This is a genomic window from Paenibacillus sp. SN-8-1, assembly GCF_050995535.1.
In the GTDB taxonomy this organism is placed as follows: domain Bacteria; phylum Bacillota; class Bacilli; order Paenibacillales; family Paenibacillaceae; genus Fontibacillus.
Genome location: NZ_CP194782.1, coordinates 424,267 through 442,673, shown reverse-complemented (window position 1 = coordinate 442,673; position 18,407 = coordinate 424,267). Strand labels below are relative to the sequence as shown.

Genomic DNA, 18,407 nt, shown 5'->3' with positions numbered 1-18,407 from the left:
ACCAATCTGATAGAGTTAGTGATAGATCTCCATAGCTAACACAGAAGGAAGATCAGGATTGTTCAATCGCAGGAGAGCGTAACCCATACCGGTTAATCCCACCATGAAGGACATCAGGTCAAAGGCATTGTTCAAGCCGCAGATCACCCGGGTATCCCGGATTCGCTGAAGGACCTGCCGCGCCTCGGCATGTGCCTGATCCAGCCATCCGCCCTCGTTCATCACGCTCCCCGCCGTAAGCAGGATATCGATATTGCCGAATACGCCGTGGCACAGACTGTGATCAAGCTTCTCCGAGAAGCCATCCTGCATCAGCTTGCCAACGCCCCGATAAATATCCGATTCCAGCGGGAACGAATTAAGCTCATGAATGTATGGAAGGAGCTGAGTTCTGGCAAGCGTAATGCCGGGAGCCCCATGACACCAATACACCGGATCGGCCTGCTGCTCCCCGTCCCTAAGATCAAGCCAATTCATCCTCTCACTGCTGTAGTTTTTATTTTCCTGCTCCAGCAGATGACGGGACAGTGAGAGATAACGGTCTTCCTTCAGGTGTGCTCCGAGCTTCACCAGCGCAAGGGCTATGCCCGAGAAGCCGTGCGACATCCCTGTAAGGACCGTCTCTGGGTTGCCGTTAATCCCGCTATATACGTATTCTCCAAGTTTACTACTGATTTCGAGCAGCCTTGGGTCCTGTTCCGCTTCATAAATATTTAATAGCAGCGTGATCAATCCTGCGATCCCGGACACGTAGTCAATCTCGTGATCTCCTTCTACTTCGGCTTCGCGGAGCTGACCGAGATAGCTCTCATATTTGGCGTATGCGGAGTCATCCCCGTACATTTTATACAAGGTGTAATAGATATAGATCAGGGACCCTACTCCATTAAAAGAAGACAGCGCCGGCTTCATGTCCGCTCCGCTCATCTGCTCCTCAATTCCTCTTAGCCCCGCCTCGGCCAGACGGTAATACTTGTCCTCACCCGTCTCTTTCGCGAGGGTATACAAGAATAGAATGGCGCCTCCGCCCTCATAAAGCATATAATTCAGGGCGCCCAGCTTCAGCCGTTCCCCATCAATGAGCTGTGTCAGCCAGGTGCAGGCGGTATGCTCCTCATTCCAGACGGCTGTCCGGTCCATGAAATCCCCGATCTCTCGCGCGCCGCCGACATAGTCCTGGCTGCTCTTGAAATACGGAATCTGCCCGTTCAGCCTCGGAAAGCTTCGACCCGCTTCCTTAAGCCAGTTGTTGTTCACTGAGGTCGAGATGGACAGCCGGATCAGATACAGCTGGTGCTCCAGCTGTTCAAGCGTAATGCGGCTTACCCGCTTCAGGATGATATCCATCAGCGTTAACTGAAAGTAATCTGGGATGACCCCATTGTTGTTGCAGATAATATCCTTCGAATTCATCGTGGTGGTAAAGTACGGAATATCACACTGGAACAGAGCCGCGATTTCAAAATCCCTTTGGGCCATAATCTTGTCACTCGCCAGATCCTTCTTCGTCTTGAGCTTGGACAGCAGCGTCAGCCGGTCAGCCTGGGATTTTAGATAATTCGGATGCGTAGAAGCTTCCAGAAACTTGGCATAGATGCTGGTAGGCTTCAGCACTTGTCTGACGACAACCTCAAAACGATCGCAGTAGCTGGACAGCGTGTCCATGAACTGCTGCTTATGTTCACAGATCAGGCGGTAACCCTGTTCGAAGCCTTCGAGCAGGTCCTCGATATACAGATACGGCTCGATCTTCTCGCCATTCAGAATGACAAAGTTGGAAGCCTTCCCTATGCTGCCCGGCATGCGTTCGAGCTTGATTTCATCGGTGTAATTATTAAGCACGACGAACATTTTCCAGAAATCAGATTTCTGTTCCTCGAAATTGGACATCGCGCTCATATCGAAGTCGAAGATGCTGTTCTTGAAATTAAGCGGCAGCACCGCCGTGCCGAGCACGGAATCATTAATGCTGCGGTTGAATTCTTCCACCAGCCCCCCGCTGCGCTCCATCTCCATCGTCTTGTTCTCGACCAGAGTCTCAAGATCGATAATATATGGATGCTCTCCCGCACTAATCAGATTCTCGAAGTGAATATCTGTCGCTCCAATCATATGAAGCAGGGACAGATTGGCCCCTAACCGGTAATAATAGCTGCAGACTTCCTCTTCCGAGGTGCATGTTCCCGGCTCCACATATTTCTGCCAGCCGTAATCCGCTTTATCGATACTTGGGACGTATTCGATCTTCATCTTTAGCGTCCCCTGCTGATTCATGAAATCGACCAGATGGTTATACAGACTGTCTGTAGAGAGACTGTGCGGTTTATATATAAATTTCCCCGTATCTGTGGTGATCCCGAGGACTTTTTTGCCATTGTTATGCGTATCTCCGGAGGTAACCCGGATCTCGGTTATTTCCCTAAAAGGCTGATCAAATTCACTTGCAATCTGCGCGGCATCGCGGGATAGATGTTCGAGCGCTTCCTTAATTAATCCAAGTCTGGCTTGGATCATGTGCTGCATCAGGGTATACAGGACCGGATATTTGTTCAGCAGTTCATAGAAAGGCTCTCTCTTCTTGAACTGTTCATTATAATAGGTGTACCGCTCTTCGGGTGTCTGTCCCTGCAGCAGACCTAGAATCCGCTTCTCATTAATCTCATAGATTAAAGTCCGGATACTGAATGAAGACAGCTCATTAAGCATGGCTTCCGCAATATCGGCTATGATGTGCTCCTTATGTACCTTCAGCTGACTTTCCTGCTCAAAGCCGCTCAGCAGCCGCTCAAGCTCCGCTCTGAAACCATCCAGAAATCTGACGAAAAATAAATGGAAGGCATGTGTGTCCTTATTCTGATCTGAAAGATAATATTCAAGATCTTCGAAGTCCCTCATCTCTCTAATCCACTCATTGTCCTTCATCTCAATAGACATACAGATCCTCCTCAGGGGTAATGGATAGGTGCTTGAATAGGGTATTAGGCAGGGGAAGCGCGCATCCCCTGCCTAATGTATGTTTACGGAATTAACATGATTTAGTGCAAGCTGATGTAGGGCAAGGAGTTGCATTCAAAGTGATACCGATAACGGAAATAACGACGGTAGCTACAGGCGTCCAGCCGCCTTTTACATCCTCATTGCCTGCCAACAGTTCAAGCTCGTTCTCCTCGATCATACCGGAAATTTGATTCAGTTCTGCTTTCATCATTCATTCTCCTCTCAGTTCTTTTAATTTTATATAAAGGCGGGGTGAACCGCCGATATATCCTTCTTCACTGGAGCCAGAGAAACTCGGGAACCTCGTCAGGCGCATAATTCTTCAGCATCGAGTAGCCGAACCCCGTAATGCCGATCATCAGGCTGAGGGACCATCCACTCTTCATGTTCTTCTGGTTCCACTCTCTGGACAGCACCTCGTCAAAAAGATACTGATAAGCGCTGACCGCCCTGTCCAGCAGCTGGTTATCGCCTCTCATCTGAGCGGCATAGCGGAGAACAGCCAGATTGCCAAGATCCCCGTGGCAATAAGTTGGATTATTGCCAATTCCATGCTGTGCGGTAGTTCGGATCGCTGTATCCATCTCCAGCTCCAGAAGCGCATCTATATATCCTTGCTCCTTCAGCATCAGTTTGCTGAGCAGCATCCCGGGGGCACCGTGACACCAGCCGTTGCTCACCTTGTCCCGCCGGTCCGAGACGAACCAGTTATGGTCTTTGGCGGAGTAGAGATTGCGCTCAAACCTGAGAGCCTTGCTTATATTGGACAGGATATCCTGGTCACCAGTAAGGGTGTACAGCTTATGCATATAGGCGATAATTCCGGCATTGCCATGGGAGAAGCCAGAGTAGGATTTATCTCCAACCGACGGCCAGTAGATCATACCTTCCTCTTCCCTGCGGGATTTCATGAGCTGCTCATAGCTGGCCTTGGCCAGACGCAGGGAAGATTCCCTGAGTCTCGTATTTGAGGATTGCGAAAGGGATAGCGCTACTCCCAAGGCTCCGGCTGCGCCTCCAATCACATCATGAATCTCGTCTGTAGCGAGCATGGCGAGAAGTGTATCCATATGAGCATTGATGAAATCAATGCTGTCTTCATCCTTGTACAGCTCGGCAAGCTTGTGCAGGGTGTACATAATGCCGGGCAGCCCGGTAAAAGCCCCCATCGAATAAGGCTGGTCCTTCTCCAGATTCTGCATAATACTGCGCGGCATCTCCATAGCCTCGAAGGAAGCTTCCTTGAAATCCTCCCGGCCTGTGATCTTCCCGAGATAGCCGAGGAACAGGGCAATCCCTGCGTTGCCGTTATACATATCGAAGCCCAGCACGTCCGGCTTCCAAATATTCTCCTCAAAGCCCTGCAGACTCGTGCTGATCCAGAACTTATCCCGGTTCCCGGCATCGTTAATCCCGCTGAGGCTGCTCTTCAGGATGTGCTCCCCGATCTCTTCGGCTGTCTTCAGCCACCGCTCCGGGGTGAGCTTGTTCACTTGTACCCCAATCTCCACGCCGGTCAGATCCGCTTCATCCGTGCGTTTATTGAAGTAGGACATCTCGATAAATTCCAGCTGCCTGTTCAGATCATCCTCGGAGAGCCCGGCTAGCTTCTTCTGAACTGCGGTCATGGAGCTTGTCTCCAGCAGATCGCTGCATTCCTCGTTGCGGGAATTGATAATCTTGGTATCGTTAATCCATACGGTGAAATAGGGAATGTCATTCTGATACAAATCCTCATATTCAGACTGCACAATCCAGCGCTGCACTTCAGGAGCCTTAATGGCAACGCGGTGCAGAATCATCTTCCGGTCATCCTGGCTTCGCATGAAGTCCGGATGTGACGCGATCTTCAGCAGCTGGCCATAAGAGGCGGTAGCCTTCACGATCAAGCGGCTTCGCATGGAGGAGAAGATCCTCTCCACTGTGCCGGAGACCATAGCCTTACGACTCATTATCCATCGGTACAGCTGTTCAAAACCGTACTTCAAATACGGGACGTAATCTTCAGAGCTGGCGATCTGTCCTTCGAATACCGGATTGTTCGATTTCGGGGTAATGACACTGTCCTTGCGCAGCACCTTGACTGAATCTGTCTCAATTCCATCAATGAACAAGGACTTAATCGGTATGATCTGCTCTTCTTTGACACTGAGTCCACCCAGATCAAAGCTGATTTCATCCGCACCGCTGCGCTTGCTGAGCTGGGTAGGCAGCAGGCTGATCATATTCACGGAAGCATTAATCACTTCCCTTGCCTTGATATAACCGCTGTTCACTTCCTTCTTCTCACCCTTGACCACAGCATGGAAGATTGACTCCATATCAATCAGCATCGGGTATTCTCCAGAAGCAATCAGGTTCTCGAAATGGAAGTCCACCGAATTCAGGACGTACAGCAGACACAAGATTTGCCCTGATCTGTGATAGAATCTCTCCAGAGCGAGTCGGTCTTCGCATTCCTCATTCTCGATGAATTCCATCCAGCCATAATCGTCCACCGTGAATACCTTGCTTGTCCGAAAATCCAGTACCTGATCGATGTCCTGCTCGTTCAGCCAATCCAGCAGTTCGTTGAACCCGCGCTCAAGTTCCAAGCTCCGCGGCTTGTATACCAGCTTCCGGCCGCACGAAAATTCCAGGATGGATACAGCCTTACCGCCTTTATGGCCGTCACCGGCTCCGGTCTCCATCTTCGTCAAGCTTCCCAGCGGCTCCCCATGATTCAGCCTGTCCGCGAGATCAGGCAGATGTTCTGCCGTATTCCGTATAATTTCTAGTGTGAAATTGTAATAGTTGTTCTTGGTTATATTTAAGACCTCAATGAGTGCCGGGTATTCCTTATATAGACTTAATAGATACTCCTTATCTGTTAACAGCTGTTCCGAGAAATAAGATAGACGCTCCTGCGAGCTCCCTCCCTTAAGCTGCCCGTTCATGCGGGCGGCGTTCACTTCAAGGACAATCACCCTGTACGACAGCTCGAACAGACTGTCCAACATGTGCTTCACTGTATTCTCTATGAAAGAATTCTGATCCTGGGTCACATCCATCTTGCCAAGTTCAGCGATAAAAGAGTCCAGACCCGCATTCACAACCGGAAGCACAAAGTGGGCAAAAGGGACGTAATGCGTTAAGGCTGTATTTTCTCTCAGATAGGGGCTAAGTTCCAGGTGTAAAAGCTCAGCAAGCTCGGCATTCTCCGCGCTTACGGTCATCTCTGACCGGTACATTCTATCCAAGCTTCGTTCAATCAGGCCTTCCGGAGTGAGAGCCTGAATCGTATGTAATAACTCATATAACTTCTCTTCATTCTCGATTTCGGGAAACAGGTGAAGCCAATAATCCACAATGTCTTTACCGGTAATCTGTACGGATTCAGCTGCGAGTTCCATGCTAACGCCTCCCTTTTCACCCCTATATTGTGCCGCTGGCATAAGGCAGTTCAGCAGTTCACTGCCCTATGCCAACGACTTATACGTAAGTAAGATTAATGATTATTTCCGGCAGTTATTGATGCACTCCACAGTAGCCGTACATACTTGACCTTTGTCACCCAGAGCATAGCTCGCGCCCAGACATGCCAAGGAAGTCAGAACAGTTCCCCAGCTAATCGCACCTACAACGTCATGATCCTTGATTTCTTCCAGTACGTTACCTGAAGGATTCTCACCTTCATACCCAACTTTGTTTCTCAGAACCGGGTTTTTAAGCATGGCCATTTTCATAAATAATCCCTGCTTTCATTGTTTTTTAGATACAAATTTTTCTAATTCGTATCTTAAGGCCATACTAGCTTATAGAATAAATCTATGTAAATGCTTACATCGTCCCAGTTTCCATTTAAATTCCATTTTTAAAAACCCTATCTTGCAGCTTATGTCCTAATTTACATATTGCACATAAATCTAGACACACCCGCGCCCCGCGCGGGATTGCCCTTAATTCATTCGCCAGCATCTGCTTGCTCGCTAAATATGGTAAATTTTGGTACGTAAGTACCAGAAACATTCGTTTTGCTTGCTGTGTAAATTAAAAAGCATCCCAAACCGTTTACAGGCCTTATCCCACGCCGTCCGGCATTACAATTAAGGAATAGCGTTCGCGCAGAAGAATGAAGCAGCTCTATTCCAGCAGAGCAGGACTTTCAGTTGATCAATTACAGAAGAGGATTGGATTGCCCCATTTGAAGATAGCCCTTCACTCATGGTTCAGTTCTACTAGCTTCCCACCAAGCCTGCCACTCAGCCATAGTTGCCGAACAGCAAAAGTGGCAGGCCGGGGATCCCCTTACCTGCCACTTTTACTTAGTTCTTGGAGAAAAATCTCCCTCTATGCTCTAATCTACTTAATTCGGGAGCCGCCTCCTGGAGTATCTCTTATCTAAATAGCCTGCTTGCCAATATAGATCAAATCGGCCAGGAACATGGCTGAGTAAGGGATCGTAATGGACTTGCCTGTCTGAGCGGCCACCTGTGTACCGAGTGCCGTAAGCCGAACAAGCTGCTCCTGCTTGCTTTTTGCCGATTGAATGGCCGAGACCGTGCTCTGAAGCTTCTTCACTTCGGCTGGCTTCGTGATCCACTGCTTGGCTTCACCCAGACTCACCAGCTCATCCAAATGCTCGATGTCCATCGTCTCTTCTAGGGTAAAAAGAGCTGATGTGCTGTTGCCTGCCGCATCGGTTGCCGTCACCTTCAGCGTATGCTTGCCAAGGCTTAGGGTCCAGATAGCAACGGCGCCAGTGCTTTCAATCGCTCTGCCATCCAGGGTATACACCGTCTTCTTCACTGAACTACCGATGTCTTCTACCTTTACCGCAGGAAGGGCTGCATCGGTCTGATAGAACTTGGCCCCAGCCGGGAGGGCAATGACTGGGCCCTGCGTATCGATACGGACCACAATTGTCTGGGGCGCCTCCATATTCCCCGCCTTGTCGACAGAGCGGTATTCCACTACAAATCTCCCCTCATCCGATAGGGTTACAGGCGAGGAAGCAGCCATCCAATCTCCGTTGTTAACGCGGTATTCACTGCGTGCGACTCCAGTACCTTCATCGGTTGCCGAGAACGTCAGCGTTACAGCCTTTACATTGTACTCGGCTTCACCAATCTTGCCGTCCACCTCAACTTGAGTCACAGGCGCAGCCGTATCTGCCAGCTGAACATCAGCTTCGGAGATGGCTTTCAGCTGATAAGTACCCTTGAATATAGAAGCAATGCCTGTAATATTCACCGTGGTTCCCGCTGGATAACGCTGCTGAAATACCGCAGCGTCCACCCCGGTTCTGCCGTCCACACGCACGTGTGTGGCGGCCGCATCACCGGACGCTGGAACTGCATCGAACTCGAATGATCCGGCCGGGGCGGCCGTCTTATAATTCTGAATGCTTACGTTCTGTAGAGTCACCCGCTGTCCTTGGCTGCTGTCCGTCAGGGAGGACTGGATGACCGGAGCCGGCAAATCGGCAGTCCCCTTCTTCTCGATTTTGACCGGACTTTCCAGTTCGATCTCGCCATTATAGGTCATCTTGGCCGCGCTGATCATGATCTGATCACCGGCATGGTATCCGGCCGCATTTTGAAATACGTAAATACCGGCGCTGTTGTCCTGCAGATAGAACCCCTGGCCGCCGAATAGGCCGGGCTCTGTCGTAATTGTGCCCTGAACGGTAACCGCGGTACCGTCAGCCGCCTGTCTTGCGGCCGCAATCGATGTCACCGCCGGCACGGCCGGTCCATCCGTAGGTAGCGGCTCGGCCGGAACATTCGCAATCGTAACACTCTCTGTAATTACATTGCTGCTGCCCTGCTTAAGTCTAAGACTCGCTGCACCGGAGGAGCCTGGCTTCAGCTGTACGGTAAGGTCCGCAGCGGCATGTCCGGCCGCATTCGCCGTCACGCTGAACGCTGGGCTGTATCCATAATCGGACCAGGTTCCATCCCCACTCTTGAATCTGGCAATCTGCGTGCCTCCGGCAAGATAGATCCCTACCTTCAGATCAGACAGCGTCTGTCCTGGAGTCAAACCATCCGCAGTGAGACGAATCTGGAACTCCTGCTCACTTGGCAGCTGCTGCTGCTTGACGAATCCGTAGACCGGCTTGGCATCGGGAAGCTTGCTTGATCCATACGAGCCCGGCTTAAAGGTTGTCGGATCATACCATTTGTAGCCTGCTTCCGGAGCCGCCCACGGTTCAGCCTGCGGTTCTACCGAGTTCGCCGGCTGCTCGGATGGCAGCAATGCTGTCGGTGAATCGAGCGTAAGGCCCGGCACCTCGCTCAGGCGGGTGTAACTTTCCTTATTCGCCAGCCATTCCACGGTTTGAATAAGGAAAGCCGCGTCATTCACTTCTTTGAATCCATCATAAGTAGTCTTGGATTTGCCATTCTCTTCGCGTACGTACTTCGGCGTGGCATCCTCTACCGGCGAGGAGTCCCCGATGAATGCGGCCTTGCCAAGACCCAACTTCGAGATTGCCGCAAAAGGTCCCTCAGCACGTCCGCCCCCGTTATATACGCCGCTGTCTACCGCATTCCCCCAAGCGGGAACGCCGGTTGGCACATAGACCAGGCCCTTTGCCCTCTGCGGATCAAGGATCGCAAGCGTGGAACCTGCATGGACCGCGACACTGCTGACTCCGGCTGTAATCCCGAACGACTGCTCGGAACTTACAATATCGTTGGCATTAACATCACCCAGCGCATTGTAGCGGAAGCGGAGCCCGAAATTATCTGCCAGCCAGTCGGAGCTGGCAAGCCCCTGCATCGCAGGTGAAGCTGCTTCTTCGGCACTCATGCCTTTGGCCGGATTATCCCACGCGCCGCGGCGGTAGCCGTTGAACACCTCGGAGGAATCCCAGCGGTTCTTATTCCGGTCCGCGTTATAATGATCGGCGATGAAGAATACACCCCCGCCCCCGCGCACGAACTGGATCAAGGCATCCTGCTCAGACTTTTTGTAAGGAATATTCGCCTCCCCAATTACGAAAACATCATAATTCTTCAATTTATCATAGGTCACTGCCTGTTCCCCAAAAGTATAAGGAATTTGCCGTTCCAGAGAGTCTACGGTGAATCCGTCATTCTTAAGCCCATTCGCGAAATCGGAGAATGCCCCGTCAATCACCCAATCTGCCGCCCCGGCTGTCTGGGCATGTGCGTTATCGAACAGCACCTTCTTGCCTTGGCCATTCGGGAGCGCAGCGGAGGATGCCAATGCCTGCTGCGGGGTTTGTACCTCTTGAGTCTGCTGGGTCTGTGCGGTCTGCTGAGTCCGTGAGGTCTGTTGTTCCTGCTGTATAAGCTGCTTTTGATTGGATCGTTGAACCGGTTGGGCCTGCTGTGCCTGTTGGTTCAGTTGGGGCAGTAATGCCTCCTCTGCTTGCTGGCTCTGCCCGGCCTCTTGCAACTGCTGCGCCTGTTGAACACTACTGCCAGCTATCTGCTCTGCGCTTACGGTCTGCGGCAGCAGACCAGTCAAGCCACCCAAAGCAAGTGTCCCGGCCAAGATCGTCCCCAGCAGCCTCTGTCTCCATGTCGTGCTCATACGTTATTAATTCCTCCCTTAATATGGAAAATACGAAACTACTCTATTGTAATAGATAACTAAGATGTGAAGGGGCTATCTTTGTAAACTAGACATGAAATGACAGATTTGGTTCATTTAAAATTGACCGGGGGTAATGAAGATTATGCTGAGCGATTATTACTATCATATAAAGGTTGGTGTACTGGATGTCCAAGGGAGATCTATTGATCATTGGCGGTAATGAGGATAAGGAGAATGACCGTGAAATTCTGAGGAAGTTTGTCGATATTTCCCGGGAAAAGAATGGCCACATCGGCATCCTTACAACAGCTACTGAATATCCGGAAGAACTCGGGGAGACGTATCGTTCCATTTTTGAAAAATTGGGTTCATCTGAAACGATACTTTTTCATATAGATACCCGCGAGAAGGCTGAGGACCCCAAGAAAATCAAGCAGCTCCAAAGTTGTAATGCCTTATTCATCACAGGTGGAGACCAGGTTAGACTGACAAGTATTCTTGGAGGAACCATGTTCTATACGGCACTGAAGGAGCTATGGCTGAATGAGGATTTCATTATTGCCGGAACCAGTGCGGGGGCCTCGGTCATGAGCCGCCATATGATTATGTCTTCGGTAGACATCGAGGATGAGACCATTGTGGAGATGGGTGCGGGATTCGACTTTATGGATGACGCCATTATTGACCAGCATTTCTCCCAGCGTGCCAGATTCGGAAGGCTGATGAATGCGATTGCCCACAACCCGCAAATCATGGGGATCGGCATTGACGAGAATACCGCGATTTGGGTCAAGGAAGAAGGCAGGCTATTCGAGGTACTGGGTGAACACTCCGTCACTCTATTTGATGGCAAGAAGCTGACCTTTGTGGATACCACCTCACATGGCGACAATCACGATATCACCATATCGGGTGTAAGACTTCACTCTCTGGCTAGAGGTTATACCTTTGACTTGATTACACGTGAGCTTATCAAAGCTCCAGGAGGAGAACATCATGAAGATCAATAAAATCAAATTTCTCTCAGGTCCCAACCTCCACAGCTTCAAACCGACAATCTGGATTGAACTTGATCTTGAGGATCTTGAACATAAGCCTTCCAATCTGATTCCGGGCTTCACAGAACAGCTGCTATCTATTATCCCAAGTTTGAAAACGCATACATGCTCCAAGGGCTATGCCGGCGGATTTGTGGAACGTCTGGAGGAAGGTACTTGGATGGGGCATATTCTGGAGCATATTGCTCTTGAGATTCAGTACCTGGCGGGTATCCAGGTGAAGCGGGGCAAGACCATTACCAGCGAGACTCGTCCGGGCATCTACTATGTCACCTATGATTATAGAGAGAAGGAATCCGGTATACATGCCTTTCACTCTGCAATGCAAATTGTTGAAGGGATTCTAAGCGGCAATAAGCATATAGATGCTGAACCGCTCATCGCTCGAACCGCAGAGCTGTATTACGACAATAAGCTGGGCCCGAGCACAGAATCGATCTATCAAGCAGCTCTCGCCCGCAAGATTCCTGTAGAACGCGTGGGCAAAGACAGCTTCCTGCGCCTTGGCACGGGAAGAAAACAGAAGTCGGTTCAAGCAACCGTATCCAGTCAGACTTCTTATTTAGCTGTGGAGAATGCGTGTGATAAAGAAATGACGAAGAGTCTCCTTGAAGGCGCAAGGCTGCCCGTTCCAAGCGGTATCGTGATTGAGAAGCGTGAAGAGCTTAAGATGGCCGGAGAACAGATCGGCTACCCGGTTGTGATCAAGCCCGTAGACGGTAGACAAGGTAAAGGGGTTGTCACCAACCTGCAGAACCTCGAGCATCTGGAGGCGGCCTATGATTATGTGACCCAGGAGCATAGCGGGTACTCAGAGTTTATTATCGAACGTTATTATGCCGGAGAAGATTACCGGATGCTTATCGTGGATGGAAAGCTCGTTGCCGCCAGTCTGCGCCTGCCGCCCAGCGTTATCGGGGACGGAGTGCTGACCATCCGCCAGCTGATTGAAGCCGAGAACGAGAACCCGCTCCGCGGGGAAGATCACGAGAAACCGATGAGCAAAATTCCTATGGAGCTTGCTGAATGCTGCCTTGCGAAGCGGGAACGCAGCCTGGATGAAATCCCCGCTAATGGCGAAGTCATTCGGGTTATAGGCAATGCTAATCTATCCACAGGAGGATCGGCTATCGATGTGACCGATCAGGTTCATCCGTCATACACTCATCTGGCAGTGCTTGCCGCTCAGACTATTGGACTGGATATTGCCGGGATCGACATCATCAGTCCGGATGTCTCCGTTCCCTATCAGGAAGGAGCAGCGGTTATCTTGGAGGTAAATGCCGCTCCGGGCATCCGTATGCACCTGTATCCATCCGAAGGAGTCAGCCGGGATGCCGGCGGTGCTATCGTCGACTACCTCTTTCCTACACGGGAGGAATCGGCCATTCCTATTGTGGCGGTGACCGGCACCAACGGGAAGACGACAACGGCACGCCTAACAGCCCACCTGCTTAAGCAGGAGAACCGCCGAATCGGTCTCACCCATTCAGATGGTGTCTGGATTGACGATACCTGCATTGATACCGGAGATTGCAGTGGCCCCGGAAGCGCCCGAAAGGGCTATCTGATCCTGAGGTGGATCTGGCCGTCCTTGAGACCGCCCGCGGCGGAATTCTGCGTGAAGGCCTGGCCTTCCGGTACTGTGATGTCGGGATCGTAACGAATGTTACAGAGGACCATCTCGGACTTGATGGCATTGAGACGCTGGACGATCTGCGCAAGGTGAAGCGGCTTATTCCTGAAGTCGTACTGCCTGAGGGAACCTGCATACTTAATGCAGATGATGAGGGCTGTGTTGCTATGGCGGAATATACCGATGGGCAAATTGTCTACTTCTCTTTGCAAGCCAACAATCCTGTTGTTCAGCAGGCGGTCAAGCGGGGCGGAACCGCATGGTACGCCGATCATGATTGGATCGTATGCGCCTCAGAGGGACATACATGGAGATTCCTTCCGATCCGGGATATCCCAATAACCATTAACGGATTCGCCCGCCATAATATTGCCAATGCTCTGGCTGCCTTGGCGGCAGCTCATTCGCTTGGGAAGTCCATCACGGAGCTGCGCAGCAGCATTATCACCTTCTTCCCGGATATGAAGCAGAACCGCGGCCGCTTCAATCTTACCCGTATCGCAGATCGCTGCATCATTGCGGATTATGCCCATAATCCGGCGGGAGTTCGTGCCATTTACGATACTTTGTCACAGATGCGCATGAACCGTCTGATTACCGCCGCTTCCGCAGCAGGTGACCGTCCAGATGAGGCTATCCGTGAGATGGGCTCGATTATCGCCTCGCATTCCGATCTCTTTGTAGTTAAGGAGGATGAGAACCTTCGAGGCAGAGAACCGATGGAGGCCGCGCAGCTGCTGAAGGATTCGGCACTGAAGAGCGGACTTGACCCGGCGGATGTCCATATCGTCCTGGATGAGAAGGAAGCCTATCATGCGGCTTGGCAGTTAACCCAGCCCGGCGATCTTCTGCTTCTCCTACATGATAATTTCGATCATGTGGAGCAATTCCTGTCGGGGATTAGCCGGCAGCCCTCAGGCGGAAAGGTTAGAACATCCCCCAGATTCCGGAATAAGAATCAGCGGTTCCGTCCCGTTCATGGGGAGAGTACCTACTCTCCAACCAAGCGGGGGGTCTAATCATGGGAGAGATACTGGTTAAAGTTACACGTGGAGATCAGATTGAAAGCATGCACAGCGGCTCCATAGTCGTAGTAGGCCCGGATGGAAAGCGGATGTATCACATAGGTGAGCCCTTCAGACCTGCATTCTCCCGTTCCGCGTTCAAGCCGATACAGGCGATTCCGCTCGTGGAATCCGGGGCTGCTGACCGTTATGGACTGAATGACAAGGAACTCGCTGTCTGCTGTGGCTCGCATAATGGAGAGAGCATGCATACCGAAGCCGTCCTCAGTGTGCTGAATAAGCTGGGCTTCACCGAGGAGGCTCTCACCTGCGGAGCCCATCCTCCATATTACAAGCCCGCTTATGAGGAGCTGCTTCGGAGCGGGGGACATTACTCCCCTGTTCACAACAACTGCTCGGGCAATCATGCCGGCCTGCTGGCCCTGGCGAAGCATCTGGGCAGTGACCCGCATCACTATCGTGAACCAGACCATCCTGTTCAGGCTCAGGTGAAGGACATGCTGAAGCAGCTGGCCGGAACAGATGATCATGAGCTCAAGTGGGCTGTTGATGGATGCGGGATACCCACGGTTATGCTTCCGCTGGACAAGCTGGCCGCCGCCTATGCCAAGCTTGCAGACCTCTCGGGGCTTCCTTCGGGAACAGCCTCAGCGATCCGCCGGATTACTGGTGCTATGATATCGCACCCGGAGATGATTAGCGGGACCGATGAGTATGACACCGAGGTTATCCGGGTCCTTGGCGGCAAGGTGATCACCAAGGTTGGAGCTGAGGGGGTACACTGTACAGCGCTCCTTGGCAAAGGCATCGGCATTGCACTGAAGATTGATGACGGCAACAGCCGCGCGGCTTATCCCGCGGCACTTGAAGTGCTGCGCCAGCTTGGAGTTCTGTCTTCGGAAGAGCTGGGCCAGCTCGAAGCCTACCGAACTCCGGTCATTAAAAATCATCTTGGGGAAGCTGTTGGCCGAATCGAGCCGGTATTTACCCTTCAGCAGGCCTAATGAAAGAAAAGAATTGGGCGAGTTTATAATGTTCTAATCAGATCAACTAAGTTAATTTGAATTAAAATCTGCGTTTGATCTGACTTAATCTGTTTGGGTCTGTACAGATTCGAGTACATTCTGAACGAATAAATTCTCGATTAGTGAGAATTAGATAAGGCTCATCCAATTCAGCAGTACTGTCTCGGCAGCTCTGTTTGACACAACTGGAATAGGAACCTTCGATACTGTGTTCACTTTACACAGTATTGAAGGTTCCTTTTTGTATCCCCTGGGGTAAAATGACGGGCAGACTCTGTAGTCTTCGCGCCCGAAGTACATTCAGACCTTGCACCCAGCATGTAATCCATAAGAAAAAAGCACAGCCCCGCTGCATCACGCAGCTGTAAGGCAGTGCTCTCTTATACTCTATATACTATTCTAGATATATTCTATATTCCGACCTTCTCCATCATACCTCGTGCAATCCAGACTCCTGCCGCCCCAGCCTGGGCCAGCCCGCGAGTAATTCCCGCGCCGTCTCCGCCGCAGTACAGACCTTTGATCTCGGTCTCAAGCGCAGCGTCCAGCTTCGGACGGGCAGAGTAGAATTTGGCTTCTACCCCATAGAACAGGGTGTGCTCCGAGGCGATACCAGGTGTTACTTTATCCAGCGCTTCGACCATTTCAATCAGACTCTTCATTGTATTATACGGAAGCACAAGGCCAAGATCGCCCGGTACCGCTTCTTTCAAGGTCGGCTCAAGAAATCCTTCCGAGATTCGACTCTCGGTGGAGCGGCGTCCGCGAATAATGTCACCGTACTTTTGTACAATAACGCCTCCGTTCGACAAGTCGTTCGCCCGCTGACAGATTTCCCGTGCATATTCATTTGGCTTGTCGAAGGGCTCCGTGAATTTATGTGATACAAGCAGTGCAAAGTTGGTATTGGAAGAACCCAATGCCGGGTCTTTGTAGGAATGGCCGTTGGCGGCCATTACGCCGCTATGGTTCTCGACCACCACGTGACCTGAAGGATTGCTGCAGAACGTCCGGACCTGCGTACCCACCGACGTGTTATAGATGAACTTGCCTTCATACAAGTGTTCGTTAATCTCTCTCATGACCACGTCAGACGTCTCTACACGAACCCCTACATCGACCTGATTGTTATACATTTTGAGGCGGCGTTTCTTCAAAATCTCGGTGAGCCAGGCTGATCCATCGCGGCCCGGAGCAATCATAACCAGGTCGGCTTCATGAGTCTCGCCGCCCCTTAGAGTAATTCCACCAATACGCAGCTCGCCTGCTTCATTTTTGGTCGTAATAATATCTTCAACTTCGGTCTTGAAAGACATATCAATACGTGTTCTCAAATACTCATAAATGGACTTCAGAATCTCCAGATTCTGCTCCGTACCCAGATGCCTTACCTGTGCCCGCAGCAGCTTGAGTCCGGCGGCATAGCCGCGCTGCTCAATCCCCTTAATCACATCCGTCATCGGATCGGTCACGTTCGTTGTAGCACCGTGCCCCAGATTGATGCTGTCTACATATTTAATTAGTTCAAGTACCTTGGATGGAGCAATATAATCGGTCATCCATCCGCCAAACTCAGTGGTAATGTTGAACTTTCCATCACTATATGCGCCTGCTCCCCCGAAGCCTGCAGTTATAGAGCAGGCAGGCAGACAGCCTGCGAATTCCTTCTTGCCGGCAGCTGGTGGACACAGCTTGATCTTCTCTTCGAGGATCGGACAGCGCCGCTTATAGATATCATGACCCTTGTCTACCAGCAGCACCTTCCAATGCGGTGCCTTGAGGCTCAGTTCATAACATGCGAATATCCCTGCCGGACCGGCACCAACGACAATTACATCATATTTACTCATAGTTCCTCCTGAAGTATACGGTTTAGTGTTATGAGTCTCCTGATCAAGACGCAAAAAAATTCCTGGCGATATGTCATGGACTAATGAGCACCACGCTCTGTAGTTCAATCCATATATGTGAATAGGTATGCAGCGGCACCCTATTCGTAGCCAGGAATTTATGGTCCCTTGTAGAAACCCTCAACCCATATTATTGAGGATATACGAATGGTCTAATTTAATGTTGTAAGTGCCACCAAAGTCAGATGACATGTAGAATCATAACGAACAAATACGAATGTGTCAACAATATATTTAGATAATGTTCGTATTTATTGCATTTACTTTATTCAGCAGAGGCCAAGTTTGATTGTTAATCCGATAAACACGAACGATTGATTGGTGATTATAAAAAGACTCGTTTCATCAAGAAGACCTATCTGTAACTTGCTGTACCGCACCTGAGGAGCAACAACTTTTTTTTGTATTATATGGGGTTATTTAGTAATTACTGTTATAATTAGGGATAAATTATGTTGTAGGATCGTTCTGAAGGGAGGATTTTTATTGAATAATAATTTACAGGACTTTTTAATTGTTGTGGTCGTTACCAGCTTTTTATATTCAATGAGAAATTTGTTAGGGCTGATCGTTAGGGTTTCAATTTATGGAGCGATAGGCTATGTAATTTTTTCGGGTACAATTAAGGAGTGGGATGTTAAAATATTTGCTTTGGTTTTTCTTTCTCTTCCGATACTTATCAATTTTTTGTTTAGATTTATTAAGATTAAATTGCTTAAACCTTAATTCCCGTCTTAATTCAGGAGACGGTTTTTTCAGTACGTAAAATAAGCTATGTACTGAAAAGAAACTAATTTCATAAGCTACAAACCAAGGCAGCAAGAGCAGATTATTTTATTAACAAAGTGAATATGGTGAAACAAAAGTAAATGCATGCTTGAATCCCAGAAATATGGGTATGTGTAAAAATATACCTTTTTAAAATTAATTAGATAGTAGGTTGGTGAATTTAAAAATGGATTAAAAATGAGGGTGATTTTTTGAGAAATAAATCTTTTATTATTGAAAAGGTTCTAATTATTCTGTCACTAGTTTCTGTTATAGTTGGGATTTCAGTACATTATAATGTTATCGACTTTCCCGGATTCGGAGTTATTCTTATGTATTATTGGATAGTAGCGTTTTTGATATCATCATTTTTGTTTGTAAGAAGCAGGAATATGCAAACTAAAAATATTTGGGCGATTATTTCTTTAATTTTAAGCTTA

Annotated in this window: 10 protein-coding genes and 1 riboswitch; of the genes, 4 read left to right on the top strand and 6 right to left on the bottom strand. The window is 49.8% G+C overall.

Features of this window, described 5'->3' with window-relative positions:
- Positions 1 to 15 precede the first annotated feature (15 nt).
- From ACRRNK_RS02160 to ACRRNK_RS02140, 5 genes are all read right to left on the bottom strand, one after another.
- Positions 16 to 2,934, bottom strand: coding sequence for a type 2 lanthipeptide synthetase LanM family protein (locus tag ACRRNK_RS02160; protein ID WP_433945189.1), 2,919 nt, complete (start codon positions 2,932 to 2,934; stop codon positions 16 to 18).
- A 91-nt stretch (positions 2,935 to 3,025) separates the two neighbouring features.
- Positions 3,026 to 3,208, bottom strand: a complete 183-nt coding sequence (locus ACRRNK_RS02155) for a class II lanthipeptide, LchA2/BrtA2 family (protein ID WP_127199127.1) — start codon at positions 3,206 to 3,208, stop codon at positions 3,026 to 3,028.
- Positions 3,209 to 3,272: 64 nt separating this feature from the next.
- Positions 3,273 to 6,389, bottom strand: coding sequence for a type 2 lanthipeptide synthetase LanM family protein (locus tag ACRRNK_RS02150; RefSeq protein WP_433945188.1), 3,117 nt, complete (start codon positions 6,387 to 6,389; stop codon positions 3,273 to 3,275).
- Positions 6,390 to 6,491: 102 nt separating this feature from the next.
- Positions 6,492 to 6,716 carry a plantaricin C family lantibiotic gene (locus ACRRNK_RS02145; RefSeq protein ID WP_433945187.1) on the bottom strand — a complete coding sequence of 75 codons (225 nt, stop codon included), beginning with the start codon at positions 6,714 to 6,716 and terminating at the stop codon, positions 6,492 to 6,494.
- A gap of 661 nt (positions 6,717 to 7,377) precedes the next feature.
- Positions 7,378 to 10,542: an OmpL47-type beta-barrel domain-containing protein gene (locus ACRRNK_RS02140; protein WP_433945186.1), complete on the bottom strand. Its 3,165-nt coding sequence runs from the start codon at positions 10,540 to 10,542 to the stop codon at positions 7,378 to 7,380.
- Positions 10,543 to 10,730: 188 nt separating this feature from the next.
- Between ACRRNK_RS02140 and ACRRNK_RS02135 the strand changes: the two genes are divergently transcribed.
- Genes ACRRNK_RS02135 through ACRRNK_RS02120 form a run of 4 tightly spaced genes read left to right on the top strand, consistent with a single transcriptional unit; the run spans position 10,731 to position 15,268 of the window.
- Positions 10,731 to 11,555, top strand: coding sequence for a cyanophycinase (locus ACRRNK_RS02135; RefSeq protein ID WP_433945185.1), 825 nt, complete (start codon positions 10,731 to 10,733; stop codon positions 11,553 to 11,555).
- On the top strand, positions 11,542 to 13,266 hold the full coding sequence (locus ACRRNK_RS02130) for a cyanophycin synthetase family protein (protein WP_433945184.1): 1,725 nt from the start codon (positions 11,542 to 11,544) through the stop codon (positions 13,264 to 13,266). The genes ACRRNK_RS02135 and ACRRNK_RS02130 overlap by 14 nt, the downstream gene beginning before the upstream one ends.
- On the top strand, positions 13,182 to 14,258 hold the full coding sequence (locus ACRRNK_RS02125) for a glutamate ligase domain-containing protein (RefSeq protein ID WP_433945183.1): 1,077 nt from the start codon (positions 13,182 to 13,184) through the stop codon (positions 14,256 to 14,258). Before ACRRNK_RS02130 ends, ACRRNK_RS02125 begins: the two co-directional genes overlap by 85 nt.
- Before the next feature lie 2 nt (positions 14,259 to 14,260).
- On the top strand, positions 14,261 to 15,268 hold the full coding sequence (locus ACRRNK_RS02120) for an asparaginase (RefSeq protein ID WP_433945182.1): 1,008 nt from the start codon (positions 14,261 to 14,263) through the stop codon (positions 15,266 to 15,268).
- A gap of 431 nt (positions 15,269 to 15,699) precedes the next feature.
- Here ACRRNK_RS02120 and ACRRNK_RS02115 read toward each other — a convergent pair whose 3' ends face one another.
- Positions 15,700 to 17,139 (bottom strand): NAD(P)/FAD-dependent oxidoreductase, encoded by a 1,440-nt coding sequence (locus ACRRNK_RS02115; RefSeq protein WP_433945181.1) that lies wholly within the window; start codon positions 17,137 to 17,139, stop codon positions 15,700 to 15,702.
- Between the two features lie 127 nt (positions 17,140 to 17,266).
- Positions 17,267 to 17,366, bottom strand: a riboswitch (purine riboswitch).
- Between the last annotated feature and the right edge of the window lie 1,041 nt (positions 17,367 to 18,407).